The sequence below is a fragment of the Streptomyces sp. NPDC002092 genome (genome assembly GCF_053593775.1).
This window is the reverse complement of the sequence record NZ_JBSFDG010000009.1, coordinates 1-23,898: the sequence shown is the minus strand read 5'-3', so window position 1 is coordinate 23,898 and position 23,898 is coordinate 1. Positions and strand designations below refer to the sequence as shown.

Sequence of the window (23,898 nt, the reverse complement as noted above, 5' to 3'; positions counted from 1 at the left end):
CGGGAACTTTCTGTAGGGACCCGACAGTGAGTCCCGTAAGCCACTGTCGGTGCCCGATTGTCCGCGGGAGCACCCGGACCGATAGGTTTTCGAGGAAGCCGCCTGTCATCCAGGTGTTCGGGCGGGGGGTATCAGACCGCTATCGAAAGGGTGATCCGTTGAGCCGCTCGGTTCTCGTCACCGGAGGCAACCGGGGCATCGGCCTCGCCATCGCCCGCGCATTCGCCGACGCCGGCGACAAGGTCGCGATCACGTACCGCTCGGGTGAGCCGCCGGCCGCCCTGACGGAATTGGGCTGCCTCGCGGTGAAATGCGACATCACCGACACCGAGCAGGTGGAGCAGGCCTACAAGGAGATCGAGGCCGAGCACGGCCCGGTCGAGGTCCTGATCGCCAACGCCGGCATCACCAAGGACCAGCTCCTGATGCGCATGTCCGAGGAGGACTTCACCTCGGTCATCGACACCAACCTCACCGGCACCTTCCGCGTGGTCAAGCGCGCCAACCGCGGCATGCTGCGCGCCAAGAAGGGCCGTGTCGTCCTGATCTCGTCGGTCGTCGGGCTGTACGGCGGCCCCGGCCAGGCCAACTACGCCGCCTCCAAGGCCGCCCTGGTCGGCTTCGCGCGTTCCCTCGCCCGTGAGCTGGGTTCGCGCAACATCACCTTCAACGTCGTCGCGCCCGGCTTCGTCGACACCGACATGACCAAGGTGCTCACCGACGAGCAGCGCGAGGGCATCGTCAAGCAGGTGCCGCTCGGCCGTTACGCGCAGCCGGAGGAGGTGGCCGCGACGGTGCGGTTCCTCGCCTCGGACGACGCCTCGTACATCACTGGAGCCGTCATTCCCGTTGACGGCGGACTGGGAATGGGTCACTGACAACCATGAGCGGAATTCTCGAGGGCAAGCGCGTCCTGATCACCGGTGTGCTGATGGAGTCCTCCATCGCCTTCCACGCCGCCAAGCTGGCCCAGGAGCAGGGCGCCGAGATCATCCTGACCGCGTTCCCGCGGCCCACGCTGACCGAGCGCATCGCCAAGAAGCTCCCCAAGCCCACCAAGGTCATCGAGCTCGACGTCACCAACGACGAGCACCTGGCCCGACTGGCCGACCTGGTCGGCGAGGAGCTCGGCGGCCTCGACGGCGTCGTGCACTCCATCGGTTTCGCGCCGCAGGACGCGCTCGGCGGCAACTTCCTCAACACGCCGTTCGAGTCGGTCGCCACGGCCATGCACGTCTCGGCGTACTCCCTGAAGTCGCTGACCATGGCCTGTCTGCCGCTGATGCAGAACGGCGGCTCGGTCGTCGGCCTCACCTTCGACGCGCAGTACGCCTGGCCGCAGTACGACTGGATGGGCCCGGCGAAGGCCGCCCTGGAGGCCACCAGCCGCTACCTCGCCCGTGACCTGGGCAAGCAGAACATCCGCTGCAACCTGATCTCCGCGGGCCCGATCGGCTCCATGGCCGCCAAGTCCATCCCGGGCTTCAGCGACCTGGCCGCCGTCTGGGACGAGCGCTCCCCGCTGGAGTGGGACCTCAAGGACCCGGAGCCGGCCGGCAAGGGCATCGTCGCGCTGCTGAGCGACTGGTTCCCGAAGACCACGGGCGAGATCGTCCACGTGGACGGCGGTCTGCACGCCATCGGCGCCTGACGCCGCCGCTGAGCCCCGGCCGACACTGAGGGCCCGCACCCCGCCGGGTGCGGGCCCTCAGCGCGTCCGCCGTCCTCGGTGCGAGAGCTCACCCGTTCGGGCTATGTGACCGGGCGGGCCGGGCCACCACTGCGCACCCTGGATTACGGGTCCGGCACGTGATTCCCTCCCCAGCACGGCCGAGGAGGTCCCCTTGTGCGCATCTTCCGCAACCTGGCCTCAGTGACCGTCGCCGTCGCTCTCGTGATGTCCCTGCCGTACGAGGCGATGCCCCACGCGCGCGTGAAGCCCGGGAAGCCGCCGGCGCCGCAGCTCTTCGGCGCCGAGTGCCGCACCAGGGTGACCGGTTCCCACGTGACCGCGTACTGCCACAACCCCTATCCGCTGACCGACGGCGTCAGCCTGCACGTCGAGTGCGCCCGCTGGTGGGACCTCGACACCGACGGCACTCCCGTCGACACCGAGCCGGCGATGACCGTACGGCTCACCGGCCGGTGCTGGAAGGAAGTCGGCTCGGTGTGGATCAGTCACCAGAGGCGCTGAACCGTCCCGGACGGCACAGGAACGGATAGCTCGCGGCCTCCGCACCGGCCGCCTCGGCGTCGCCCGTGCGGATCGCGTCGACCAGGCGGGTGTGCTCCATGTACGTCTCCGGGGTGAGCTCCTGGCCGACGTCCTCGCGCAGCCAGTCCCGCAGCACCTCGCCGAGGTCCGCGTACATCGCGGTCATCACGTCGTTGTGCGAGGCCGCCACCACCGCCATGTGGAAGGTCGCGTCCGCCGTCACGAAGGCCTCCGTGTCACCCGACCCCCAGGCCTCCTCGCGCCGTACGAGCAGGGCGTCCAGCTGCTTGAGGTCCTTCTCCGTGCGCCGTCCGGCGGCGAGCCTGGCGGCGGCCGACTCCAGCGTGGAGCGCAGCTCGGCGATGTGCCGCGGGTCCGCGTCGGCGAAACGGCGGTGCATCACGCCCGCCAGCTCACTGGTCGCCACGACATATGTGCCCGAACCCTGGCGGATGTCCAGCAGGCCGTTGTGCGCGAGGGCGCGGACCGCCTCACGGACCGTGTTCCGGGCCACCCCGAGCTGCTCGACCAGTTCGGGCTCCGTCGGGATGCGGGAGCCGACCGGCCACTCGCCCGAGGTGATCTGGTGCCGCAGCGCGGCGATGACCTGCTCGGACAGCGCGGAACGGCGGGGATGACTCAGGGGCATGGCACACCTTCGCACGCGACGGGCGGATCCGACCGACCTGGGGATGGACAACCAATCATCCTATGATTCTATGATGGACGGCATGGCACGTGAGGAAACCCGTACGAAGACGTTCACCACCGTGGCCGTTCCGGCCGCGCACGAGCCCCGGCGACCCGCCACGCGCGTGTGGCGGACGAGACTGCTGGTGCTCGGCATCGTCCTGTCGGCCCTCAACCTCCGTCCCGCCATCACCAGCCTGGGCGCGCTCCTCGAAGAGGTCCGCGACGGGCTCGGCATGAGCGGCAGCGTGGCCGGCCTGCTCACCTCCGTGCCCCCGCTCTGCTTCGCCGTCTTCGGTGTCACGGCCCCCCGCCTGGCCCGCCGCTTCGGGCCGGGCGCGGTGGTGTGCGCGGGCATGGTCGCCATCACCGCGGGCCTGCTCATACGGCCATACGTCGGGGGCGCAGCCGGCACGGCCGGCTTCCTCGCCGCCAGTGCGCTCGCCCTCATGGGCATCGCGGTCAGCAACGTCCTGATGCCGGTCATCGTCAAGCGCTGGTTCCCGGACCGGGTCGGCTCCATGACCGGCCTCTACTCGATGGCCCTCGCCCTGGGCACCGCCGCGGCGGCCGCGGTGACCGTGCCCGTGACCGAGGCGCTGGGCGGCAGTTGGCAGTCGGGACTCACCGTCTGGGCGGCCCTCGCGGCGGCCGCCGTACTGCCGTGGATCCCGTTCGTACGGCAGCGGGGCGTGGCGCCCGCCGAGGAGCCGGCCGGGCGGCAGGAGCACGCGCGCGTGGAGGCGCCCGCGCTGCGGATCACCCGGAGTCGCACCGCCTGGGCGCTCGCCGTCTTCTTCGGGCTGCAGGCCACCGCCGCGTACATCACGATGGGCTGGATGGCGCAGATCTTCCGGGACGCGGGCGTGCCCGCGGGCACGGCGGGGCTGCTGCTCGCCGTCACCATGGTGATGGGCGTGCCGCTGGCCTTCGTCATCCCGCGCGTCGCCGCCCGGCTGTCGCACCAGGGGCCGATCGTGATCGCGCTGGGCGCCTGCGGACTCGCCGGTTACGCCGGCCTGTACCTCGCACCGGCCGCCGGAGCCTGGGCCTGGGCACTGCTGCTCGGCGTCGCCAACTGCGCCTTCCCGCTGGCCCTGACCATGGTCGGCATGCGGGCCAGGACCGGCGCGGGCGTCGCCCAGCTGTCGGCGTTCGCCCAGAGCACCGGCTATCTGATCTCCATACCCGGCCCGCTCCTGGTGGGCGTGCTCTACCAGCACAGCGGCGGCTGGGGGCTGCCGATCGCGCTGATGGCCGCCCTGATGGTCCCGCAGATGGCCGTCGGCGTCCTGGCGGGGCGCAACCGCACGGTGGAGGACGAGGCGGCCCGCTGACCCCGCCCGTACCGCCGTGGGCGACGGGTGCGAGACTTGCCGTATGCCAGTGCTCGACCCGAACCCCCAGAACGGCCAGAAGAAGATGCTGCTCGTCTTCGGCTCGTTCCTCGCCATCTTCGTGATCATCGCCGTCATCGCGACGATCGCCTCGCCGTGACCCTCCGCCGGGCGGCCCGATGGGCCCGATGGTGGGGCTAGCACCACCATCCCCTAGGGGGTGAGTGTCAGGGTCAACTGGGTGGATCTCCGGATGGGTTGGGGGCCCCGGATTCCGTAACTTCGAGGTGTGACCGCGTAAGGCGGATCACCGAGACCCGAAGACCAGCGGAGGCACCCATGTCGGCCCAGTCGCACACCCGGCCCCACCCGGCCACCACGGGTGGCATGGACATCCGGCTGCCCTGGTGGGCCCTCGCCCTGCCCACGCTCGCCTTCATCGTGCTGCTCGCTCTGATGCTGAACCCGTCGGACGCACAGGCGGCGGCGGGCGACCCGGCGATCACCCACCTCTTCGAGCGGGCGCAGCAGCTCATAGCCCGCTGAGCACCGGTTCGGCCGCCAGTCAACTCCCTGCGCCCCATGGCCTGTTTCATGCGAAGCTGGGTTCCATGAGCGTCGCAGAACCCCGCAGGATCGTCCTCTTCCGGCATGCGAAAGCCGACTGGCCACAGGTGACCGACCACGAACGGCCCCTCGCTGAGCGGGGCCGCACGGACGCCGCAGTCGCCGGACGCAAGCTGGCCGACACCGGTATCCCCTTCGATCTGGCCCTGTGCTCCACCGCGATCCGGACCCGAGAGACCTGGAAGCTCGCCGTCCATGAATTCCCGCACCGGCCGAAAACCGTCTACGAGGAGCGGGTCTACGAGGCCTCACCCGGCGAGTTGATCGCGCTGCTCAACGAGACCCCCGACGATGTGCAGAACGCCGTACTCATCGGCCACAACCCGGGCGTGCAGGGCCTCGCCGAGATCCTGGCCGGCTCGTCCGAGGGTGACGCAGGCGAGCGGATGAACCGCCGCGGCTTCCCGGCCGCCGCCTTCGCCGTCCTCTCCTTCGAGGGGCCCTGGAAGGGCCTGGAGCCGGGCGTGGCCACGCTGCTGGACTACTGGGCGCCGACCGAGTAGCCGAGACGGCGCAACCAGACGACTGACGAAGCGAGCAGGCGACACGACGACCGAGGGGCCTGCCCGGCACCACCGCGGTGCCGGGCAGGCCCCTCCGTGCCGATGGGGGCGACTACTGCTCGTCGTGCGTGTCCGCGGCCTCGACCTCTTCACGGGTGACACCCAGCAGATACAGGACCGTGTCCAGGAAGGGCACGTTCACCGCGGTGTGCGCGGCCTCCCTTACGACAGGCTTGGCGTTGAAGGCGACGCCGAGGCCGGCCGCGTTGAGCATGTCCAGGTCGTTGGCGCCGTCGCCGATCGCCACGGTCTGGGCGAGCGGTACGCCCGCCTCCGCGGCGAACCGGCGCAGCAGCCGCGCCTTGCCCGCACGGTCGACGATCTCGCCGGTGACCCTGCCGGTGAGCTTGCCGCCGACGATCTCCAGGGTGTTGGCCTGCGCGAAGTCCAGCCCCAGCCGCTCCTTCAGATCATCCGTGACCTGGGTGAACCCGCCGGAGACCACGCCCACTTGGTATCCGAGGCGCTTGAGCGTACGGATCAGGGTCCGCGCCCCCGGCGTCAGCCGCACCTCGCTGCGCACCTTGTCCACCACGGACGCGTCGAGCCCCTCCAGGAGCGCCACGCGCGCGTGCAGCGACTGCTCGAAGTCCAGCTCCCCGCGCATCGCGGCCGCGGTCACCTCGGCGACCTTGTCCTCGCAGCCGGCGTGCGCCGCGAAGAGCTCGATCACCTCGTCCTGGATGAGAGTCGAGTCGACGTCCATGACGACCAGCCGCTGGGCCCGCCGGTGCAGCCCCGCCGCGACGACCGCCACATCGACACCCAGTGCCGCGGCGTCCGTCACCAGGGCGGTGCGCAGCGGCTCGGTCTCGACGCCGGACACCGCGAACTCGACCGCGGTGACGGGGTACTTGGCGAGGCGGAAGATGCGGTCGATGTTGCCGCCCACGGAGGCGATCTTCGCTGCGATCCGGGCGGTCGCCTCCGCCGTGAGCGGGTGACCGAGGACCGTGACCAGTGAGCGTCCGAGGCCGCGCGGGCGGTTGTCGCCACGCCCGGAGATGATCTCCGCCTGCATCTTCATCGACTCGGCCCAGCTGTGGACGGTGGCCCTCAGATCTCCCTCCAGCCCGTGGGCCGGCGGGGTCACGAGCGCGCACAGCGTGAGCCGGCCACGGGTGACGACCTGCTCGATGTCGACCACGTCGACGGAGTAGGCGGCGAGGGTGTCGAACAGGCCGGCCGTGATGCCCGGCCGGTCCTTGCCGAAGATCTTGACGAGGAGGGTGGGGACGTCAGAGGTCGAGGTCTGCGATGCGCTCATGGTGTACCCACCGTATCCGGCACCCAGTGCCGCCCGCCGCCGCGGTCCGCCTGCCGGACACGGAACAGTGGGTGTCGAGCGGATGTCCAGGGCCTTACGGCCCGACGACACCTGCACCGAGGACACCGGCAGCCCGGCTGCTTCGCGGGTGGGCCGGTGCCTTGGAGGGGTGCAGGTGCGCCGGGGCGGGCGGATCGGTTCTGCGGTGCGCCTCGGCTGGCGGGGCTCGTAGGGGCGACGACTGTCCCGGTCGCTCCGGCTGGGGGCGGGTGCCTCGGACGGCGTGCGTGTGCCGGGGGCCTGGGGCCGGTGTATTTGGCTCCGCGGTCCGGTCGCCCCGAGCGGCATGCGCGCGGGACAGTTCCCATGACGGCCGATGTGTGTGGCTCAGCGGTCGTCCTGCGGTCGCCCCGGAGGGGGCGGCGGCGGGGGTGGGGGTGGGGCCTCGTTCGGGCCGGGGTTCGGTCGGTTCCCGCGGCGGGGGCGGGGCGGGTTGCCCATCGGACGGGCCACCGTCGGGGCGCCGTACATGTTGCCGGTACCGGGCGGCTGTCCGCGGCCGGGGGCGTCCGGCGGGCCCTGCCGGTCCGGCGGGCGCGCGTCCTCCGGCTCCCGAAGCTCGTCCGGCAGCCGCAGATACGGATTGGTGGTGGGGTTCGGCGCCCGGTACGGCGTACTGGGCGTGTACGGACCCGACGCGCCCCCGGCGGCAGGCATCCCGCCCCCGGTTTCGGGCGCGTACACCCCCGCGACCTCGCTGCCCAGCGCCAACGGCGCGGCCCGCCGCCCCGCCGCGCCGGTCGCCCACGCCAGCAGCGCCCCGGCGGCCCCCGCTCCCGCACCCCACAGGGCGCCCAGCAGCAGCGCCACGCCGAGGTGCCCGTGCAACTCGACCCCGGCGCCGAAGGCATCGAAGCCCAGCACCGACAGCGAGGCGTCCACCGACACCTCCGTCAGCCACGCGAGCAGCGGCAACGTCAGCGCCGTGACGATCCCCAGCCGCACCGCACACCGCCCGGCGAAGGCGAGGGCGCCCGGACCAGCCTGCGAAGCCCCGGCCCCGACAGGCGTCCGCACCGCGGCCAGCACCCCCGCCAGCAGCATCAGCACGGCCGCCGCCACCCCCAGCAGCCACACCCGCCCGTCCAGGTCCGCCAGCCGCGCCAGCGTCACCGACCGGTCGGTCTTCGCGGTGAGCAGGCCGTCCAGCGGATGCGGCAGGAACCTGGTCAGCACGCCGGTGGCCTTGCCGTCGAACGGCACGAACAGACCGATCGGGATGCCCAGCCAGGTGCCGTTGGGCGCGCCCAGCAGCGCGGCGCCGAAGATCCGCTTCGGGTGGTCGTCACCGATCGCCGCGTACGCCCCCGCGGCAAACCCCGCCGCCACCGCCAGCAGCATCACCGTGACGATGGCCGACACCGCCGGCCGTACGACCCGGTGCACGGCCTCCCAGCCGTGGGGCAGGGGAGTGCGACGCGAGGCCAGCAGGGCGATCAGCAGGATGCCGGCCGACCAGCCGAGACCGCCCAGCAGTGTGGGCGCCGTGTCGACGGTGAAGCCGACCGCCGCCTTCGCGTGGATGAGGTTGCCGATGTTGTCGGGCAGCAGCCCGCCGATGTTCCCGATGTCGCCGAGACCGGGGATGTCGACGCCGCCCCCACCCCCGCCGCCCCCGCCGGGCAGCTTGTCGAGCCCCAGCGCACCGCCGTCGATGGTGATGACGTCGTGCCCCGCCCACGCCAGCCCGCCCAGCGTCGCCACGAACAGCGCCACCACGGCGCCCGCGCGCGCGAGGAGTTCGGCCGGTGCGATCACAACTCCCGCCGCCCGCAAGGACCGTAGGAAGAACCACGACAGCAAAAGCGCCCCGACCAGGCTGACCCCCAATGGCGTGATCGTGACGGCCGTGTGCGCCTGAGCACCTTTCAGACCGAACGCGGACACGTCGCCGGACGGTGTCACCGAACCACCCGCCCCAAGTGCCACCACCGCCGCGGTCATCGGCCCGAGCGAGCCCGACGCGTCCGCCTCCAGCAGATGCAGGCCGAGTGCCGCCGTGCCCGCCATCCCGATCAACGCCCAGCTCACGGAGGCGATCGCGGACAGCAGGACGTCCCCCCACGGCACCCTGATTCCGCTCCTGGCGGACTCGACACTCGACGACGTGCCCATGGACGCGCTCATGGCAGACCCCCCGATCCGCATTGCGGCACGGCGGCCGCGCATGTCCCCCTCGCGTGGATTACCACTCTCCGGGCCGTTTTCAACCCCGTCAACGGAACCAACCGATGCGCATGTGCGTGGTGGTTCACAAGGCCCGACTTTCGGTCAGGGGGGCGAGCCTGAAATAGTTCCCGACGATGTTCGACATCCCTAGACTCCCTGTGTTGGGGGTAACTCGGGGGACTACTCAGTGGGGCATGGAGTGCCGGAACTCGTACTGGAATTGAATGGACGTACCTGGACGCTCGACCCGTCCAGGCCGTACACCCTCGGACGTGATCCGCAGGGGGACATCGTGCTCGACGACGCCAGAGTGTCCTGGCGTCACGCCACGATCAGCTGGGGCGGCCGCAGTTGGGTCATCGAGGACCAGGGCTCCACCAACGGCACGTTCGTGCAGGGGCAGCGGATCCATCACATGGAGATCGGACCCGGCTCCGCGGTGCACCTCGGCAACGCGACCGACGGCCCGCTGGTCAACGTCACCGGCGCGGCGGCCGCGGTCGCCCAGCCCCAGCAGCAGCCGTACGCCGCCCAGGGCGCGGGCCCCGGCTGGGCCCAGCAGACACCGCAGCAGCAGGCACCGCCCCAGCAGCAGGCCCCGCAACCCGGCTGGCAGCAGCCGCAGCAGGCCGCCGCGGCGATCCCGCAGCAGCAGGGCCCCGTTGGTGGCGCGGGGGCGCCGCCGGTCTACGGCGACCGCAGCCCCACCACGTTCCACCAGTTCTCCATCGGCCGCGTGATGCGTATCGGCCGTGCCCTGGAGAACGAGCTGGTCGTCTCCGACCTGCAGGTCTCCCGGAACCACGCCGAGTTCCACTCGACGCCCGACGGCCGCATGGAGATCCGCGACCTCGGCTCGCACAACGGCACCTACGTCAACGGCCAGCAGATCCCCAAGGGCGGCTCGGCGCTGCTCGGCCCGACCGACATCGTCGGCGTCGGCCACTCCACGTTCCGGATCGTCGGCGACCACCTCGAGGAGTTCGTCGACACCGGTGAGGTCTCCTTCTCGGCCCGCCATCTGACCGTCACGGTCGACGGCGGCAAGCAGATCCTCAAGGACGTCTCCTTCGGCGTCCCCGAGAAGTCGCTCATCGCGGTCATCGGACCCTCCGGCTCCGGCAAGTCGACCCTGCTCAAGGCGCTCACCGGCTACCGGCCCGCCAACCAGGGCGACGTCCTCTACGACAACCGGAACCTGTACAAGCAGTTCGCCGAGCTGCGCCAGCGCATCGGTCTGGTCCCGCAGGACGACATCCTGCACAAGGAACTGACCGTCAAGAAGGCCCTCAAGTACGCGGCCAAGCTGCGCTTCCCGGCCGACACCACCGGCGCCGAGCGCGAGGCGCGCATAGACGAGGTGCTGCGCGAGCTGAAGCTCGACATCCACAAGGAGAAGAAGGTCACCTCCCTCTCCGGCGGCCAGCGCAAGCGCGTCTCGGTGGCCCTGGAGCTGCTGACCAAGCCGTCGCTGATCTTCCTCGACGAGCCGACCTCCGGTCTCGACCCGGGCATGGACCGCGACGTCATGCAGCTGCTGCGCGGCCTCGCCGACGACGGCCGTACGGTCCTCGTCGTCACCCACTCCGTGGCCGAGCTGGCGCTGTGCGACAAGCTCCTGGTGATGGCCCCGGGCGGCGCGGTCGCCTACTTCGGCCCTCCCGAGGAGGCGCTGAACTTCTTCGGCTACGACAGCTGGGCCGATGTCTTCTCCGCTTTCGAGAACTACCGTGACTACGACTGGGCCGGACGCTGGAAGGGCTCGCAGCACTACCAGATGTACGCCGCGGACATCGACGCCGTTGCACCACAGTCCGTACAGATGCCTCCGATGCAGGCGATGAAGCCGCCGAAGCCACAGGGCTGGATGAGCCAGTTCGTCACCCTGGTGCGCCGCTATGTCTCGGTCATCGCCTCCGACAAGGGCTTCCTCGCCCTGACGGTGATCCTGCCGCTCGTCCTCGGCTCGGTGAGCCTGCTCATCGACTCGGGCAAGGACCTGCTGGTCAACACGGAGATCAACCCGACGACCCAGCAGCCCGTCCCGAACGGCACGGCCACCACCGTCCTGCTGATCCTCGCGGTCGGCGCCTGCTTCGCGGGTGCCGCGAACTCCGTCCGTGAGCTGATCAAGGAACGGGTCATCTACGAGCGGGAGCGCGCCACCGGCCTGTCCCGCTCCGCGTACCTGATGTCGAAGGTCTTCGTGCTCGGCTTCATCACCGTGCTGCAGGGCCTGATGGTCGGCATGATCGGCTTCGCCAGCCGGAAGATCCCGACGGAGGGGCTGGTTCTCAAGAACCTGCCGCTGCTCGAGCTCACCATCCCGGTCATGGCCCTGGGCTTCACCTCGATGATGTTCGGCCTGATCATCTCGGCCCTGGTGAAGACCTCCGAGAAGACCATGCCGCTGCTGGTCATGTTCGCGATCGTCCAGGTCGTCTTCACCGGCTGCCTCTTCGCCCTGAACGGCGCGATCGGCGTCAACCAGTTCTCGTATCTGATGCCCTCGCGCTGGGCCGTCGCCGCCGCGGGCACCACGCTCGACTTCAACCGGATCAGCCCGCCCGGCAAGGGCAAGCCCAACGACCCGCTCTGGGAGCACACCGTGGGCGCCTGGAGCATGGACATGATCGCCCTGATCGCGCTCGGTGTGATCTGCGCCTTCTTCGTGGCCCGCTTCCTGCGCCGCCACGAGCCGGAGGTCATGCGCAAGTAGGTGCTCCGCTACGACGGCTCTCGTACGACGCCGAAGGGCGGCACCCCCAGAGGGTGCCGCCCTTCGGCGCTTGCGTGAAGAGGTCCGCGCCGACCTCAGTACGCGCTGTTGACGTTGTCGATCGAGCCGTACTTGTCGGCCGCGTAGTTGGCGGCGGCGGTGATGTTGGCGACCGGGTCGTAGATGTTCCAGGACGTGCCGGCCACGTGGTAGGCGCTGAAGGTCGGCGGGATGACCTGCAGCAGGCCCTTCGACGGGATGCCGTTGATGGCGTTGATGTCCCAGTCGTTGATGGCGTTCGGGTTGCCCGAGGACTCCCGCATGATGTTGCGGTACAGGCCGTTGTAGCTGCCCGGTATGCCCTTGGACTGCATGATGTCCAGCGCGTTCCTGATCCAGCCGTCGAGGTTGTTCGCGTAGGTCTTGGCGACCGGCTTGATCGCGGCACGCTGGGCGGCCCGGCTCGCGGCCTCCTTCGCCTGGCGCGCGGCCTCGGCCTTCTTCTTCGCCGCGGCTTCGGCGGCCGCCTTCTTCGCGGCGGCCGCGGCGGCGGCCTTCTGCTTGGCCTCGGCCTTGGCCTTGATGGCCTCGGCCTTCAGGCTGGCACCGGCGAGCTGGTCGGTGACGCTGGCCTTGACGTCCTTGATCTGGTTGGAGCCGTACTCCACCTTGGCCGTCGAGACGGTGGCCTCGTTCGTGGTCGTCTCGGCGTTGCTGGGCACCGCGGAGAACGCGAGAGCGGCGGCACCGAGGGTGGCGACACCGGCCATCGCGACCTTCTGGTGACGGGTCAGCGAGCGACTGAGACGGCGAATGCTGGTGTTCTTGAGCATGGCAGACGGACCTCTTCGAATAGCGCGGAGGTCGCTCTACGTCCGGCGGGGGACACGGGTCCTTCCCGCACAAACGCCGCGGGGGGAACCCGCGGCGCTGAGCGACGGCAGCCATTCTTAGCGGCCGCAAAATGTCGTGGCAAAGGTGTGACGTACGATCCCCGGTAGTGGATCGGGTGAGGGCAAAAACGGACAGACTGGACCGTTCGCCCCGCTCATGAGGGGAGGGTCTGTCTCCTATCGCCCTTCGTACGTGATCTGCGCCCTATGCGCGGGCTCACATCGCCGCCGCGACAGTCTCACCATGAGTTGCTTGAGCAATGCACTGCGTAAGGGGCCTCCTACGGGAGGATGAGGTGCAGGTCCCCGAACTCGTGCCACAGGTAGAGCCCGCGCAGCGCTTCCTCGTAGCTGCGGTCGACCGCGGCCCGCCCGGCGATCGCCTCCAGCATCAGCAGATGCGAGGCCTCCGGCTCGTGCAGCCCGGTCAGCAGCCCGTCCACCACCCGTACCCCGCGCTCCGGGGTGACAACCAGATCCGTCCACCCTTCACGCGCGCGTACGACGCCGTCCGGCCCCGCCGCCGACTCCACGGCCCGCACGGCCGTCGTCCCGACCGCGACCACCCGTCCGTCGCCCGCCCGGGCGGCATTGATCAGTCGAGCCGACGCCTCCGGCACGGAGAACCGCTCCGGATACGGCGGCTCGTGCGCCTCCGCCGAGGCCACCCCGGTGTGCAGGGTGATCGGTGCGAACTGCACACCCCGGCTCACCAGCTCCGCCACCAACCGCGCCGTGAAGGGCCGCGCCGCACTCGGCATCTCCGCACTGCCCGCCCCGTCGGCCGGCGGCAGCGCGAACACCGTCTGGTAGACGGACAGCGGCTGGTCCCGCTCCGTATAGGAGTAGCGAATGGGCCGCCCGTGCTCCCGCAGCAGCCCGAGGACCCCGGCCCCCGACACCCGCGCCCACCACAACCGGTCGCCGCGCGCGCTCAGCGGCTCCTCCAGGACCAGCCGCACGCCCCCGGGCAGCCGCACCTCCAGTCCCGCGGGCCCGCCCGCACGCGCGCGCGTGGTGCCCTTTCCGTCCGGATCCCGCAGTTCGACCGCCCACCGCCCGTCGTCCCCGCGCGTCGAGAAGTGCACCACCACGCGCGCGTGCCCGGCCCGCCCGTCCACGGCCGCGGCCAGCGTGGGCGAGGTGTTCACCACGAGCAGATCCCCGGCCCGCAGCAGCCGCGGCAGCTCCACGAACGCATGGTGCGACACCTCGCAGCCGCGCGACACGAGCAGCCGTACGGCATCCCGGTCGAGCCCCGCCCCACGCTGCTCGACCGGGATCCGGGCCGACAGCTCCTCCGGTACGTGCACCGCCACCGTCATCGCTGCTCCTTCAGCAGCGCCGGAGCTGCGTACCGGCCGTTCGCGGGGCGCTCGTCCAGCAGCCGAAGGAACGCCGGCACCACACTCGCCGGTGCCGGCCGCGGATCGCGGTCGTCCGGTACGGCCGCCGCATACAGGTCCGTGGCCATGTCCCCGGGGTCGACCGCCCAGACCCGCAGCCCGGGCTCCTCCTCGCCGAGCACAGCCGCGAGATGGTCGAGGGCCGCCTTCGAGGCGCCGTACCCGCCCCAGGTCTCATAGGCCTCGGCGGCCGCGTCCGAGCTGACCGCGATCACCGTGCCCGCCTCGGACGTCCGCAGCAGCGGCAGCGCCTCCTGGACCAGGCCCAGCGCGGCCACCACGTTCACCTCCAGCGCCCGCCGGAACCCCTCCAGGGGCAGCTCCTCCAGCCGTACGAGCGGCTCGGCACCCAGCGCGCTGGCGTTGTTCACCAGCAGATCGATGCCGCCCAGCTTCTCCGCGGCCGCCACCAGCTCCGCCCGGTGACCGGCGTCCGTGACGTCCCCGCGCACGGCGCTCACCCGCGTGCCGTACGCGGACGCGGCCCCCGCCGCCTCGGCGAGAGCCCCCTGCGTCCTTGCGTCGAGCACCAGATCCCAGCCGCGCGCGGCCAGTGCCTCGGCCAGCGCCCTCCCCAGCCCCTTCGAAGCCCCCGTGATGATCGCTACCGGCATGACACGTCCCCTCGTCTCGGCCGCCCGTCGATCGGCGGTGACCTCAACCTAGGAACCGCGCCGCCCGCCCCGCCTCGGACGCGGGCCCCAACCAGCCGGGGCCCTTCGGACTAAGCCGCCCGTCCGGGGCCCCGGACCTAGTCCGCCCGCCCTAGGCCCACCGGCGCAGACCCCGCCGTCACAGGTCCGATCCCCGCTGTCACACCCCGCCGGTACCTTGAGGGCATGAGTCACGGCCCCCGGTCCGGCCTCACCGCGGTGAGCACCGCGCTGCTGGCCATGAGCAGGCATCTCGAGGTGCGCGACGTCCTCAAGACGATCGTCGCCTCGGCCCGCGAACTGCTCGACGCGCAGTACGCCGCCCTCGGCGTCCCCGACGACCACGGCGGCTTCGCCCAGTTCGTGGTCGACGGCGTGAGCGACGCGCAGTGGAAGGCCATCGGCCCGCTCCCGCGCCAGCACGGCATCCTCGCCGCGATGCTGCAGGAGGCGAAGATCGAGCGCCTCGCCGACGTCCGCAAGGACCCCCGCTTCGAGGGCTGGCCCTCCGCCCACCCCGACATGTCCGACTTCCTGGGCCTGCCCATCAGGGACGGCGACGAGGTCATCGGCGCCCTGTTCCTGGCGAACAAGAACTGTCCCAAAGCGGAAGGCAGCTGCGGCTTCACCGAGGAGGACGAGGACCTGCTCGCCATCCTCGCCCAGCACGCCGCGATCGCCCTCACCAACGCCCGCCTGTACGAGCGCAGCCGCGAGCTGACCATCGCCGAGGAGCGCTCCCGCCTCGCCCACGAGCTGCACGACGCCGTCAGCCAGAAGCTCTTCTCCCTGCGCCTGACCGCCCAGGCCGCCGCCGCCCTCGTCGACCGCGACCCCTCCCGCGCCAAGGGCGAGCTGCAACAGGTGGCCGCGCTCGCCGCCGAGGCGGCCGACGAACTGCGCGCCGCCGTCGTGGAGCTGCGCCCCGCGGCCCTCGACGAGGACGGCCTGGTCGCCACCCTGCGCACCCAGATCCAGGTCCTCGACCGCGCCCACACCGCGCGTGTGACCTTCGACAGCTGCGGCGTACGCGCCCTGCCCGCCGCCCAGGAGGAGGCCGTCCTGCGCGTCGCCCAGGAGGCCCTGCACAACGCCCTGCGGCACTCCGGGGCGCGGCACGTGGACGTGACGCTGTCCCGGCGCGAGGGCGGAGCGGTCCTGCGCGTCACGGACGACGGCAGCGGCTTCGACCCGAAGTCGATACGCCGCGCGGGACGCCACCTGGGCCTGGTGTCCATGCGGGACCGCGCGAGCGGGGTCGGCGGCGTGCTGACCGTGGAGTCGGCGCCCGGAAAGGGCACCACGATCGAGATGGAGGTCCCCGGTGGCTGACGCAATCAAGGTGCTGCTCGTCGACGACCACCAGGTGGTCCGTCGCGGCCTGCGCACCTTCCTCGAAGTGCAGGACGACATCGAGGTCGTGGGCGAGGCGGCCGACGGCGCCGAAGGAGTCGCCCGTGCCGAGGAACTGCAGCCCGACGTCGTCCTGATGGACGTCAAGATGCCCGGCATGGACGGCGTGGACGCCCTGCGCAAGCTGCGCGAGCTGAACAACCCCGCGCGCGTGCTGATCGTCACCAGCTTCACCGAACAGCGCACGGTGGTCCCGGCCCTGCGCGCGGGCGCCGCCGGATACGTCTACAAGGACGTGGACCCGGACGCCCTGGCCGGCGCCATCCGCTCGGTCCACGCCGGGCACATCCTGCTGCAGCCCGAGGTCGCGGGCGCCCTGCTGTCCCAGGAGGAGGCCAACTCGGGCCAAGGGCGAGGTGGTTCACTCACGGAACGGGAGCGCGAGGTGCTCGGCCTGATAGCGGACGGCCGCTCGAACCGGGAGATAGCCCGCGCCCTCGTCCTGTCCGAGAAGACCGTGAAGACCCATGTCTCGAACATCCTGATGAAGCTCGACCTGGCGGACCGCACCCAGGCGGCGCTGTGGGCCGTCCGACACGGTGTGACCGGCTGAAACGCGCCGCGCGCCGGGACGCCGCGGCAATACGGAGGGTTCCGCTCCGGACTGAGATTCATACCGTCGTGGGAATGTCCCCCGGATGGCGCATCCTCCGGGGATCTCCGCCGTTCTTCAGTGCGTGCTGCGGCGATTGCCGCAGCAACCGCTAGGGAGGGCTTGGAAAGTGAAGAACCTGAAGAAGGCAGCGGCCGTGACGATGGTGACCGGCGGTCTGCTCGCCGCTGGAGCCGGAATGGCCTCCGCCACCTGCGGTGCGCACGCCGACGGGACGGCAGTGGGCTCGCCGGGCATCGTCTCGGGCAACGTGGTCCAGGCCCCGGTGCACGTCCCCGTGAACGTCTCGGGCAACAGCGTGAACGTCGTCGGCGTGCTGAACCCCGCCTTCGGCAACCTGGCCGTCAACCACTGACGCAGGCCAACCGCATGCACTGACTACGGCCTCCCGGGCATCCCGGGAGGCCGATCAGTTTTCCGTGCCGGTCGACGGGTGTCTTTCAGCCCGTCCGGCGTTTGAGGACGAGGCCGTTCAGGCCGACACGGGGGCCTGGGGGCAGAGCCCCCAGACGCGACGACAACCGCCGGCCACAAAACCGCCCCCGCTCACCGCACCCCCCGCTCCCGCTCCTCCACAACGGAGTTGTACGCCGCGACCTGCGCCCGCCGGGCCGTCCGCTCCACCGGCCGCAGAGCCAGAGCCCGCGCCGCCATCTCGGCGGAGCTGACCGCACCCCCGTGCCCGTTGCCGCGAGCAAGCGAAATCAGCAGCCCCACCCGCTGCGCCAGCTCCAGCACCCGCACCGCCCGCGGTGGATAACCCGGCGCCAGCACCTCACGCCCCCGCTCGGCCCGCGCCCGGTACGCATCGATCGCCGCCTCCGCCACCGGCCCCGACCCGGCCACGTCCAACCGCGCCAGCACCTCCGTCGCCTCCCGCAACGCCTCCGCCAGCTCCCGCTCGGCCTCACCCAGCGAGGGCACATCCGCCGGTGGAGCCTCCCGCACCGGCAGGCAGTGCCACACGACCTCCACGTGCACATCGCCCTCGGGCCCGGCCTCGTACACCTCGGGCACCAACCCGAACGCGGCGCCATGACAGACCACCGCCTCCTCGGCGTCCATCGCCCGCGCATTGAACTCCGGCGGCCCGCTCAGCCCCAGCGGATGCCCCGGCGCGGGCAGCGCGACCCGCAGCGCCGTGACGCCGAGCGCCCGCAGCCGGCCCAACGCCAGCGTGAGCCCGACGGGCGCCGACTCACCGGGCAGCCCCTCCATGCGATGCACGGCATCGTCCCCGACGATCGCCAGCACGGCGTCGTCCGGCGAGACAAGTCCGGCCAAAAGGGCGTTTCCCCAAGCGGCAAAGCGTCCTGAACGCGGTTCCGAGAGCATGCCCCCACCCTAAGGACCGGACCGATGGAATGGGCCGGGCGGCCGGTGGCGTAGATTTCATCGAGGGCTGCGCCCGAAAAGCGCGCACGCGACAGCCGAGACGCCGAGACCGGTCACACTGCAAGGGGAGACAACGCGCTCATGAGCGATGTTCTGGAGCTTCAGGACGTATCCGTGGTCCGGGAGGGCCGGGCTCTGGTGGACCAGGTCTCCTGGTCGGTCAAGGAAGGCGAGCGCTGGGTCATCCTCGGCCCCAACGGCGCCGGCAAGACGACCCTCCTGAACGTCGCCTCCAGCTACCTCTTCCCCAGCAACGGCAGCGCCACCATCCTCGGCGAGACCCTCGGCAAGGTCGACGTCTTCGAACTGCGCCCCCGCATCGGCATGGCCGGCATCGCCATGGCCGACAAGCTCCCCAAGCGCCAGACCGTCCTGCAGACCGTCCTCACCGCCGCCTACGGCATGACCGCCGGCTGGCACGAGGACTACGAGGACATCGACGAGCAGCGCGCCCGCGCCTTCCTCGACCGCCTCGGCATGACCGAGTACGTGGACCGCAGGTTCGGGACCCTCTCCGAGGGCGAGCGCAAGCGCACCCTCATCGCCCGCGCCCTGATGACCGACCCCGAGCTCCTCCTCCTCGACGAGCCCGCCGCCGGCCTCGACCTCGGCGGCCGCGAGGACCTGGTCCGCCGCCTCGGCCGCCTCGCCCGCGATCCGATCGCCCCCTCGATGATCATGGTCACCCACCATGTCGAGGAGATCGCCCCCGGTTTCACCCATGTCCTGATGATCCGCCAGGGCAAGGTCCTCGCCGCCGGCCCGCTGGAACTCGAGCTCACCTCCCGCAACCTCTCCCTCTGCTTCGGCCTCCCGCTCGTCGTCGAACAGGTCGGCGACCGCTGGACCGCTCAGGGCCTGCCGCTGTCCTGACGGTGTGAAGCCCGCGCGAAAACCCCGGCAAGAAGCCCACCCAGCCACATTGCGCCCTGTCCGAGGCAGGACCCGCGGTCCTACCATGACCATGTGAACGACATCGACGCATGGGTGTGGTGGCTGGTCGGCGCGGCTGCGCTCGGAATCCCGCTCGTGGTGACCGCGATGCCGGAGTTCGGGATGCTCGCAGTGGGCGCCGTCGCCGCCGCCGTCATGGCCGGAGTGGGCTTCGGTTCCGTGGCCCAGGTACTCACCTTCGTCGTCGTCTCGGTCGCCCTCATCGCCGTCGTACGCCCCATCGCGGCCAGGCACAGCGCGCAACGCCCCCAACTCGCCACGGGAGTCGAGGCGTTGAAGGGCAAGCAGGCCGTCGTGCTCGAGCGCGTCGACGGCTCCGGAGGCCGGATCAAACTGGCCGGCGAGGTCTGGTCGGCACGCTCACTCGACGCCGGCAGCGCCTACGAAGTGGGGCAGGAAGTGGATGTCGTGGAGATCGAAGGGGCAACCGCGATCGTCATCTGACCTCGTAGGACTCAACTGAAGTGAACAGCCCACGAGTTGTGCGACGGTCTGTCAGACTCGACCAGCAAGATCTTCAACAACCATAAGATCTTCCGAAAGCGCCGAGGCGGAGAAGGGTACGGGGAACGACGATGGAACCGGTCATCATCGTCCTGATCATTCTGGTGGTGTTGGTCTTCATCGCCCTGATCAGGACAATCCAAGTCATCCCACAGGCCAGCGCCGCCATCGTGGAGCGCTTCGGCCGCTACACGCGGACACTCAACGCGGGCCTCAACATCGTGGTCCCGTTCATCGACACGATCCGCAACCGCATCGACCTCCGCGAGCAGGTCGTGCCGTTCCCGCCGCAACCGGTGATCACCCAGGACAACCTGGTCGTCAACATCGACACGGTCATCTATTACCAGGTGACCGACGCCCGGGCCGCGACGTACGAAGTCGCCAGCTACATCCAGGCGATCGAGCAGCTCACCGTCACCACGCTCCGCAACATCATCGGTGGCATGGACCTCGAGCGGACCCTGACCTCCCGCGAGGAGATCAACGCGGCCCTGCGCGGCGTCCTCGACGAGGCCACAGGCAAGTGGGGCATCCGCGTCAACCGCGTCGAGCTCAAGGCCATCGAACCGCCCACCTCCATCCAGGACTCGATGGAGAAGCAGATGCGCGCCGACCGTGACAAGCGCGCAGCGATCCTCACCGCCGAAGGTACGCGCCAGGCCGCCATCCTCACCGCCGAAGGTGAGAAGCAGTCCCAGATCCTGCGCGCCGAGGGTGAGGCCAAGGCGGCCGCCCTGCGCGCCGAGGGCGAAGCCCAGGCGATCCGCACGGTCTTCGAGTCCATCCACGCCGGCGACCCCGACCAGAAGCTCCTCAGCTACCAGTACCTCCAGATGCTCCCGAAGATCGCCGAGGGCGACGCCAACAAGCTCTGGATCGTCCCCAGCGAAATCGGCGACGCCCTCAAGGGCCTCTCCGGCGCCATGGGCAACTTCGGCCCGTTCGGCGGCAACTCGGGCGGCGGAGGCTCGGAGAAGGCTCCGGAACGCCGAGAGAAGCCGTCGATCGACTGACGTGTCCTGTACGACACCGGGGCTCACCTCCGACGGAGGTGAGCCCCGAGTTCTGTGTACGGCCTAGGCGGCGGGCTGAGCCAGCCAGTCCGGAAGCGCCTCGAAGTCCTCACTGCCAAGCGTCAGCAGCATCGCGTCCTGAGGCGTCGGCTCGAACGGCTGTCGCAGCAACGGCATACCAGCCTGCTCCGGAGTCCGGTCCGCCTTACGGTGGTTGTCCTCCGCGCACGAGGCCACCGTATTCAGCCACGAGTCCTGGCCACCCTGCGCCCTCGGCACCACATGGTCCACGGTGGTCGCCCGTCGTCCGCAGTACGCGCACCGGTGCCGATCCCTGACCAGCACCCCCCGCCTCGACCACGGCGCTTGTCTTCGGAACGGCACCCTCACGTACCGGCACAGCCGGATCACCCGGGGCACGGGTATGTCGACCGCGGCTCCACGCATGCGCAGCTCGGGATGGGCCTGCTCGACAACGGCCTTGTCCTGCAGTACCAGAACGACGGCTCGATTCAACGTCACCGTCGACAGCGGCTCGAAGCTCGCATTCAGTACCAGCGTGTCCCGCATCCCAGCCCACCTCCCGTGCAGTCGGCCCACCCCCTGGCGGGCTTGGATCAACTCTGGCCGGGCACGCCGAGATGGACAACGCAATAAAAACTGCCCGCCCCTGATCAATTCCAAGACCAGAGGCGGGCAAACGTTCCATGAACGTCAGTCTTCGGCGGGCACCTCGTACTCACCGATCAGCTGGGCACGCGCGATCGCGTGGAACCGCAGATTGAACCCGATGACGGCGGGAGAGGCACCGGAATCCGGGCCCAACTTCTCCTGATCCACGGCGTACACCGTGAACACATACCGGTGCGGGCCGTCCCCGGGCGGCGGAGCGGCCCCGCCGAAGTCCTTGCTCCCGTAGTCATTGCGCACCTGCACGGCACCCTCGGGCAACCCCTCGAACTTGCCGCTGCCCGCCCCGGCCGGCAGCTCGGTCACCGAGGCCGGGATGTCGAAGACGGTCCAGTGCCAGAACCCGCTGCCCGTAGGGGCGTCCGGGTCGTAGCAGGTCACGGCGAAGCTCTTGGTCTCGGCGGGGAAGCCCTCCCACCGCAGCTGCGGCGAGGTGTTGCCGCCCGCGTAGACCTGAGCGTCCTTGAGCGTGGCGCCCTCCTGGACGTCCTCGCTCGTCACCGTGAACGACGGCACGGGCGGATGGAAGTCATGGGGGAGCGGCCGCCGCTTGAGCTCGGTCACCTCGGTACCTCCTGATCGATGGCGGAATCAGCAGTTCCGAGCCTAGAACCAGTTGCGCTTGCTGCCGACCTCGGACAGCCACTGGTTGAGGTACGCCGCCCAGTCGGTCCCCTGGAAGTCGTGCAGACCCACCTGGAAGGACCGGAACGTGTCACTGCCCTCGCTGAACAGACCGGGCTTCTTGTCCATCTCCAGGATGACGTCCATGGCGTGCTCGTCGGCCACGAAGCTCAACTCGACCTGGTTCAGACCGCGGTACTGCGACGGCGGGAAGAACTCGATCTCCTGGTAGAACGGCAGCTTCTGCCGAGTACCCCGGATGTGTCCGCGCTCCATGTCCGCGTTCTTGAAGCGGAAGCCCAGCTGGATGAACGCGTCCAGGATCGCCTTCTGCGCCGGCAGCGGGTGCACATTGATCGGGTCCAGGTCGCCGGAGTCGATGGCCCGCGCGATCGCCAGCTCCGTGGTCACACCGATGTTCATCCCGCGCAGCGCCTGCCCGTCGATCATCGTGACCGGCGTCTCCCACGGGATCTCGAGCCCGAACGGCACCGCGTGCACGGCCCCGGCCTGCAGCTCGAAGGCGCCACCGAGCTGAACCTTGGTGAACTCGATGTTCTGCTTGTACTCCTCGTCGCCGCTCTCGACCTCGACCCTGGCCTGCAGCCCGACCGACAGGCCCTCGATGTCCTGGTTCACGGACCCGCCCTGGATCCGCACCTCACCCTGGACGACGCCGCCCGGAACGACGTTGACCTCGGTCAGCACCGTCTCGACCGAAGCCCCGCCGGCCCCCAGGCTCGCGAGCAGCTTCTTGAACGCCATGTCTCTCCCTATACGTGTGGACCCTTGATCCCTCAAACGCGATCCCGGCACGGCCGGTTCCGCCCCACACCCTGGCAAGGAGAGAGAACCTTGACCAGCCCTTGGTCTCCACCCGTCTGGACTAGGCTCGTACACCATGATCGCGTCACCGGACCGTACGCCACTCCCCAGGGAGTTCTTCGACCGCCCCGTCCTGGAAGTCGCCCCCGACCTCCTGGGCCGCATCCTCGTGCGTTCGACACCGGACGGCCCGATCGCCCTGCGCCTCACAGAGGTCGAGGCCTACGACGGCCCGAACGACCCCGGCTCCCACGCCTATCGCGGCCGTACGGCCCGCAATGGCGTGATGTTCGGTCCGCCCGGGCACGTATACGTCTACTTCACCTACGGCATGTGGTTCTGCATGAACCTGGTGTGCGGTCCCGAAGGGAGGGCGAGCGCGGTCCTGCTCCGGGCCGGCGAGGTCATCGAGGGCGCCGAGCTCGCTCGTAAACGTCGACTCTCGGCCCGAAACGACAAGGAACTGGCCAAAGGGCCCGCACGCCTGGCCACAGCTCTGGACGTGGCCCGCGATCTCGACGGCACGGACGCGTGCGCCCCGGGGGAGACCCCGCTGCGGATCCTGACGGGCACCGCCGTCACCCCGGACCAGGTACGCAACGGTCCCCGCACCGGCGTGGCCGGTGACGGGGGCGTTCACCCGTGGCGCTTCTGGATCGCCAACGACCCGACGGTGAGCCCCTATCGGGCCCACGTTCCGAGGCGCCGCTCAAGTTGACGCGTCCTTGGAAGGTGCGTAATGTAGCCCGAGCCGCTTGAACCGGGTACGGCAATCGCCAGCAGCCGGAAGCGGCCAAACCACTACCTACGATCGCCCCTCGGCGGGGTCGAATTCGGTGTGCCCGCATGCCTGAATTCGGACTCGCAGAACTCGATTATGAGTTTGCCGGGGGAATCGGCTAACGTAGTGAATGTCGAAAGGCCCCGCCGACAGGGAATCAGGCCCGAAAGGATCTGATAGAGTCGGAAACGCAAGACCGAAGGGAAACTGCCCGGAGGAAAGCCCGAGAGGGTGAGTACAAAGGAAGCGTTCGTTCCTTGAGAACTCAACAGCGTGCCAAAAATCAACGCCAGATATGTTGATACCCCGCCACCGGGAAGTTTCCTGGTGGCGAGGTTCCTTTGAAAAACACAGCGAGGACGCTGTGAACGGCCGGGCTTATTCCGCCCGGTTGTTCCGCTCTCGTAATGTGTCACCCGATTACGGGTAAACATTCACGGAGAGTTTGATCCTGGCTCAGGACGAACGCTGGCGGCGTGCTTAA

Annotated in this window: 25 protein-coding genes; 15 read left to right on the top strand and 10 right to left on the bottom strand. The window is 70.1% G+C overall.

Annotated elements, in window-relative coordinates; all coding sequences use genetic code 11:
• Positions 1 to 158 precede the first annotated feature (158 nt).
• From fabG to ACWCRD_RS21455, 3 genes are all read left to right on the top strand, one after another.
• Entirely contained in the window at positions 159 to 878 is a 720-nt protein-coding gene (gene fabG, locus ACWCRD_RS21465; protein ID WP_344403694.1) for a 3-oxoacyl-[acyl-carrier-protein] reductase, read from the top strand.
• 5 nt (positions 879 to 883) lie between these two features.
• Positions 884 to 1,651 carry an enoyl-ACP reductase FabI gene (gene fabI / locus ACWCRD_RS21460; protein ID WP_450967400.1) on the top strand — a complete coding sequence of 256 codons (768 nt, stop codon included), beginning with the start codon at positions 884 to 886 and terminating at the stop codon, positions 1,649 to 1,651.
• 195 nt (positions 1,652 to 1,846) lie between these two features.
• Entirely contained in the window at positions 1,847 to 2,194 is a 348-nt protein-coding gene (locus ACWCRD_RS21455; RefSeq protein ID WP_344403692.1) for a hypothetical protein, read from the top strand.
• Here the strand turns inward: ACWCRD_RS21455 and ACWCRD_RS21450 are convergent.
• On the bottom strand, positions 2,175 to 2,864 hold the full coding sequence (locus tag ACWCRD_RS21450) for a FadR/GntR family transcriptional regulator (RefSeq protein WP_450967399.1): 690 nt from the start codon (positions 2,862 to 2,864) through the stop codon (positions 2,175 to 2,177). The genes ACWCRD_RS21455 and ACWCRD_RS21450 overlap by 20 nt on opposite strands.
• A gap of 70 nt (positions 2,865 to 2,934) precedes the next feature.
• On the opposite strand from ACWCRD_RS21450, the gene ACWCRD_RS21445 reads away from it, so the two are divergent.
• From ACWCRD_RS21445 to ACWCRD_RS21430, 4 genes are all read left to right on the top strand, one after another.
• Complete coding sequence (locus tag ACWCRD_RS21445) at positions 2,935 to 4,242, top strand: CynX/NimT family MFS transporter (RefSeq protein ID WP_450967398.1); 1,308 nt, start codon at positions 2,935 to 2,937, stop codon at positions 4,240 to 4,242.
• 43 nt (positions 4,243 to 4,285) lie between these two features.
• The gene (locus ACWCRD_RS21440; RefSeq protein ID WP_097262240.1) at positions 4,286 to 4,402 is read left to right on the top strand and encodes an SGM_5486 family transporter-associated protein; all 117 of its coding nucleotides are present in this window, start codon (positions 4,286 to 4,288) and stop codon (positions 4,400 to 4,402) included.
• Positions 4,403 to 4,581: 179 nt separating this feature from the next.
• Complete coding sequence (locus tag ACWCRD_RS21435; protein ID WP_450967397.1) at positions 4,582 to 4,788, top strand: hypothetical protein; 207 nt, start codon at positions 4,582 to 4,584, stop codon at positions 4,786 to 4,788.
• Positions 4,789 to 4,853: 65 nt separating this feature from the next.
• Positions 4,854 to 5,372 (top strand): SixA phosphatase family protein, encoded by a 519-nt coding sequence (locus ACWCRD_RS21430; protein WP_450967396.1) that lies wholly within the window; start codon positions 4,854 to 4,856, stop codon positions 5,370 to 5,372.
• A 112-nt stretch (positions 5,373 to 5,484) separates the two neighbouring features.
• On the opposite strand, the gene serB is transcribed toward ACWCRD_RS21430, so the two are convergent.
• Positions 5,485 to 6,699: a phosphoserine phosphatase SerB gene (serB, locus tag ACWCRD_RS21425; protein WP_450967395.1), complete on the bottom strand. Its 1,215-nt coding sequence runs from the start codon at positions 6,697 to 6,699 to the stop codon at positions 5,485 to 5,487.
• Positions 6,700 to 7,086: 387 nt separating this feature from the next.
• Positions 7,087 to 8,886 (bottom strand): streptophobe family protein, encoded by a 1,800-nt coding sequence (locus ACWCRD_RS21420; protein ID WP_450967394.1) that lies wholly within the window; start codon positions 8,884 to 8,886, stop codon positions 7,087 to 7,089.
• Between the two features lie 241 nt (positions 8,887 to 9,127).
• Between ACWCRD_RS21420 and ACWCRD_RS21415 the strand changes: the two genes are divergently transcribed.
• Positions 9,128 to 11,647 carry an FHA domain-containing protein gene (locus ACWCRD_RS21415; protein WP_450967393.1) on the top strand — a complete coding sequence of 840 codons (2,520 nt, stop codon included), beginning with the start codon at positions 9,128 to 9,130 and terminating at the stop codon, positions 11,645 to 11,647.
• A 95-nt stretch (positions 11,648 to 11,742) separates the two neighbouring features.
• On the opposite strand, the gene ACWCRD_RS21410 is transcribed toward ACWCRD_RS21415, so the two are convergent.
• From ACWCRD_RS21410 to ACWCRD_RS21400, 3 genes are all read right to left on the bottom strand, one after another.
• The gene (locus tag ACWCRD_RS21410; RefSeq protein ID WP_450967392.1) at positions 11,743 to 12,480 is read right to left on the bottom strand and encodes a transglycosylase SLT domain-containing protein; all 738 of its coding nucleotides are present in this window, start codon (positions 12,478 to 12,480) and stop codon (positions 11,743 to 11,745) included.
• Positions 12,481 to 12,821: 341 nt separating this feature from the next.
• A complete protein-coding gene (locus ACWCRD_RS21405; RefSeq protein ID WP_450967391.1) occupies positions 12,822 to 13,865 on the bottom strand; it encodes an S-adenosylmethionine:tRNA ribosyltransferase-isomerase in 1,044 nt (347 codons plus the stop codon).
• Entirely contained in the window at positions 13,862 to 14,560 is a 699-nt protein-coding gene (locus ACWCRD_RS21400; RefSeq protein WP_450967390.1) for an SDR family NAD(P)-dependent oxidoreductase, read from the bottom strand. The genes ACWCRD_RS21405 and ACWCRD_RS21400 overlap by 4 nt, the downstream gene beginning before the upstream one ends.
• 225 nt (positions 14,561 to 14,785) lie before the next feature.
• Here ACWCRD_RS21400 and ACWCRD_RS21395 point away from each other — a divergent pair, with 225 nt between their 5' ends.
• The 3 genes from ACWCRD_RS21395 (at position 14,786) to ACWCRD_RS21385 (ending at position 16,980) form a co-directional block, all read left to right on the top strand.
• A complete protein-coding gene (locus ACWCRD_RS21395; protein ID WP_450967389.1) occupies positions 14,786 to 15,931 on the top strand; it encodes a GAF domain-containing sensor histidine kinase in 1,146 nt (381 codons plus the stop codon).
• The gene (locus ACWCRD_RS21390) at positions 15,924 to 16,565 is read left to right on the top strand and encodes a response regulator transcription factor (RefSeq protein WP_344403680.1); all 642 of its coding nucleotides are present in this window, start codon (positions 15,924 to 15,926) and stop codon (positions 16,563 to 16,565) included. The genes ACWCRD_RS21395 and ACWCRD_RS21390 overlap by 8 nt, the downstream gene beginning before the upstream one ends.
• A 169-nt stretch (positions 16,566 to 16,734) precedes the next feature.
• On the top strand, positions 16,735 to 16,980 hold the full coding sequence (locus ACWCRD_RS21385) for a chaplin (protein WP_450967388.1): 246 nt from the start codon (positions 16,735 to 16,737) through the stop codon (positions 16,978 to 16,980).
• Positions 16,981 to 17,171: 191 nt separating this feature from the next.
• Here the strand turns inward: ACWCRD_RS21385 and ACWCRD_RS21380 are convergent, their stop codons facing one another.
• The gene (locus ACWCRD_RS21380) at positions 17,172 to 17,960 is read right to left on the bottom strand and encodes a hypothetical protein (RefSeq protein WP_450967387.1); all 789 of its coding nucleotides are present in this window, start codon (positions 17,958 to 17,960) and stop codon (positions 17,172 to 17,174) included.
• A 141-nt stretch (positions 17,961 to 18,101) separates the two neighbouring features.
• Here ACWCRD_RS21380 and ACWCRD_RS21375 point away from each other — a divergent pair, with 141 nt between their 5' ends.
• The 3 genes from ACWCRD_RS21375 to ACWCRD_RS21365 all read left to right on the top strand — a co-directional run bounded on the left by ACWCRD_RS21375 (position 18,102) and on the right by ACWCRD_RS21365 (position 20,494).
• Complete coding sequence (locus tag ACWCRD_RS21375; protein ID WP_115908975.1) at positions 18,102 to 18,893, top strand: ATP-binding cassette domain-containing protein; 792 nt, start codon at positions 18,102 to 18,104, stop codon at positions 18,891 to 18,893.
• A 93-nt stretch (positions 18,894 to 18,986) separates the two neighbouring features.
• Positions 18,987 to 19,418 carry an NfeD family protein gene (locus ACWCRD_RS21370; RefSeq protein ID WP_450967386.1) on the top strand — a complete coding sequence of 144 codons (432 nt, stop codon included), beginning with the start codon at positions 18,987 to 18,989 and terminating at the stop codon, positions 19,416 to 19,418.
• Positions 19,419 to 19,549: 131 nt separating this feature from the next.
• Positions 19,550 to 20,494, top strand: a complete 945-nt coding sequence (locus ACWCRD_RS21365; protein WP_099927853.1) for an SPFH domain-containing protein — start codon at positions 19,550 to 19,552, stop codon at positions 20,492 to 20,494.
• Positions 20,495 to 20,557: 63 nt separating this feature from the next.
• On the opposite strand, the gene ACWCRD_RS21360 is transcribed toward ACWCRD_RS21365, so the two are convergent.
• From ACWCRD_RS21360 to ACWCRD_RS21350, 3 genes are all read right to left on the bottom strand, one after another.
• Complete coding sequence (locus ACWCRD_RS21360) at positions 20,558 to 21,064, bottom strand: HNH endonuclease (protein ID WP_389082842.1); 507 nt, start codon at positions 21,062 to 21,064, stop codon at positions 20,558 to 20,560.
• Between the two features lie 144 nt (positions 21,065 to 21,208).
• Positions 21,209 to 21,748, bottom strand: coding sequence for a YbhB/YbcL family Raf kinase inhibitor-like protein (locus ACWCRD_RS21355; RefSeq protein ID WP_450967385.1), 540 nt, complete (start codon positions 21,746 to 21,748; stop codon positions 21,209 to 21,211).
• 42 nt (positions 21,749 to 21,790) lie between these two features.
• Positions 21,791 to 22,573 (bottom strand): sporulation protein, encoded by a 783-nt coding sequence (locus ACWCRD_RS21350; protein WP_450967384.1) that lies wholly within the window; start codon positions 22,571 to 22,573, stop codon positions 21,791 to 21,793.
• 136 nt (positions 22,574 to 22,709) lie between these two features.
• On the opposite strand from ACWCRD_RS21350, the gene ACWCRD_RS21345 reads away from it, so the two are divergent.
• Positions 22,710 to 23,351, top strand: a complete 642-nt coding sequence (locus ACWCRD_RS21345) for a DNA-3-methyladenine glycosylase (protein ID WP_450967383.1) — start codon at positions 22,710 to 22,712, stop codon at positions 23,349 to 23,351.
• Positions 23,352 to 23,898: the final 547 nt, after the last annotated feature.

Excerpts from the sequence above, each read along its gene's own strand:
- fabI (WP_450967400.1), top strand. The coding sequence starts at position 884 with ATGAGCGGAATTCTCGAGGGCAAGCGCGTCCTGATCACCGGTGTGCTG.
- ACWCRD_RS21450 (WP_450967399.1), bottom strand. The coding sequence starts at position 2,864 with ATGCCCCTGAGTCATCCCCGCCGTTCCGCGCTGTCCGAGCAGGTCATC.
- ACWCRD_RS21445 (WP_450967398.1), top strand. The coding sequence starts at position 2,935 with ATGATGGACGGCATGGCACGTGAGGAAACCCGTACGAAGACGTTCACC.
- ACWCRD_RS21440 (WP_097262240.1), top strand. The coding sequence starts at position 4,286 with ATGCCAGTGCTCGACCCGAACCCCCAGAACGGCCAGAAGAAGATGCTG.
- ACWCRD_RS21435 (WP_450967397.1), top strand. The coding sequence starts at position 4,582 with ATGTCGGCCCAGTCGCACACCCGGCCCCACCCGGCCACCACGGGTGGC.
- ACWCRD_RS21430 (WP_450967396.1), top strand. The coding sequence starts at position 4,854 with ATGAGCGTCGCAGAACCCCGCAGGATCGTCCTCTTCCGGCATGCGAAA.
- serB (WP_450967395.1), bottom strand. The coding sequence starts at position 6,699 with ATGAGCGCATCGCAGACCTCGACCTCTGACGTCCCCACCCTCCTCGTC.
- ACWCRD_RS21420 (WP_450967394.1), bottom strand. The coding sequence starts at position 8,886 with ATGAGCGCGTCCATGGGCACGTCGTCGAGTGTCGAGTCCGCCAGGAGC.
- ACWCRD_RS21410 (WP_450967392.1), bottom strand. The coding sequence starts at position 12,480 with ATGCTCAAGAACACCAGCATTCGCCGTCTCAGTCGCTCGCTGACCCGT.
- ACWCRD_RS21405 (WP_450967391.1), bottom strand. The coding sequence starts at position 13,865 with ATGACGGTGGCGGTGCACGTACCGGAGGAGCTGTCGGCCCGGATCCCG.
- ACWCRD_RS21400 (WP_450967390.1), bottom strand. The coding sequence starts at position 14,560 with ATGCCGGTAGCGATCATCACGGGGGCTTCGAAGGGGCTGGGGAGGGCG.
- ACWCRD_RS21395 (WP_450967389.1), top strand. The coding sequence starts at position 14,786 with ATGAGTCACGGCCCCCGGTCCGGCCTCACCGCGGTGAGCACCGCGCTG.
- ACWCRD_RS21380 (WP_450967387.1), bottom strand. The coding sequence starts at position 17,960 with ATGCTCTCGGAACCGCGTTCAGGACGCTTTGCCGCTTGGGGAAACGCC.
- ACWCRD_RS21375 (WP_115908975.1), top strand. The coding sequence starts at position 18,102 with ATGAGCGATGTTCTGGAGCTTCAGGACGTATCCGTGGTCCGGGAGGGC.
- ACWCRD_RS21365 (WP_099927853.1), top strand. The coding sequence starts at position 19,550 with ATGGAACCGGTCATCATCGTCCTGATCATTCTGGTGGTGTTGGTCTTC.
- ACWCRD_RS21360 (WP_389082842.1), bottom strand. The coding sequence starts at position 21,064 with ATGCGGGACACGCTGGTACTGAATGCGAGCTTCGAGCCGCTGTCGACG.
- ACWCRD_RS21350 (WP_450967384.1), bottom strand. The coding sequence starts at position 22,573 with ATGGCGTTCAAGAAGCTGCTCGCGAGCCTGGGGGCCGGCGGGGCTTCG.
- ACWCRD_RS21345 (WP_450967383.1), top strand. The coding sequence starts at position 22,710 with ATGATCGCGTCACCGGACCGTACGCCACTCCCCAGGGAGTTCTTCGAC.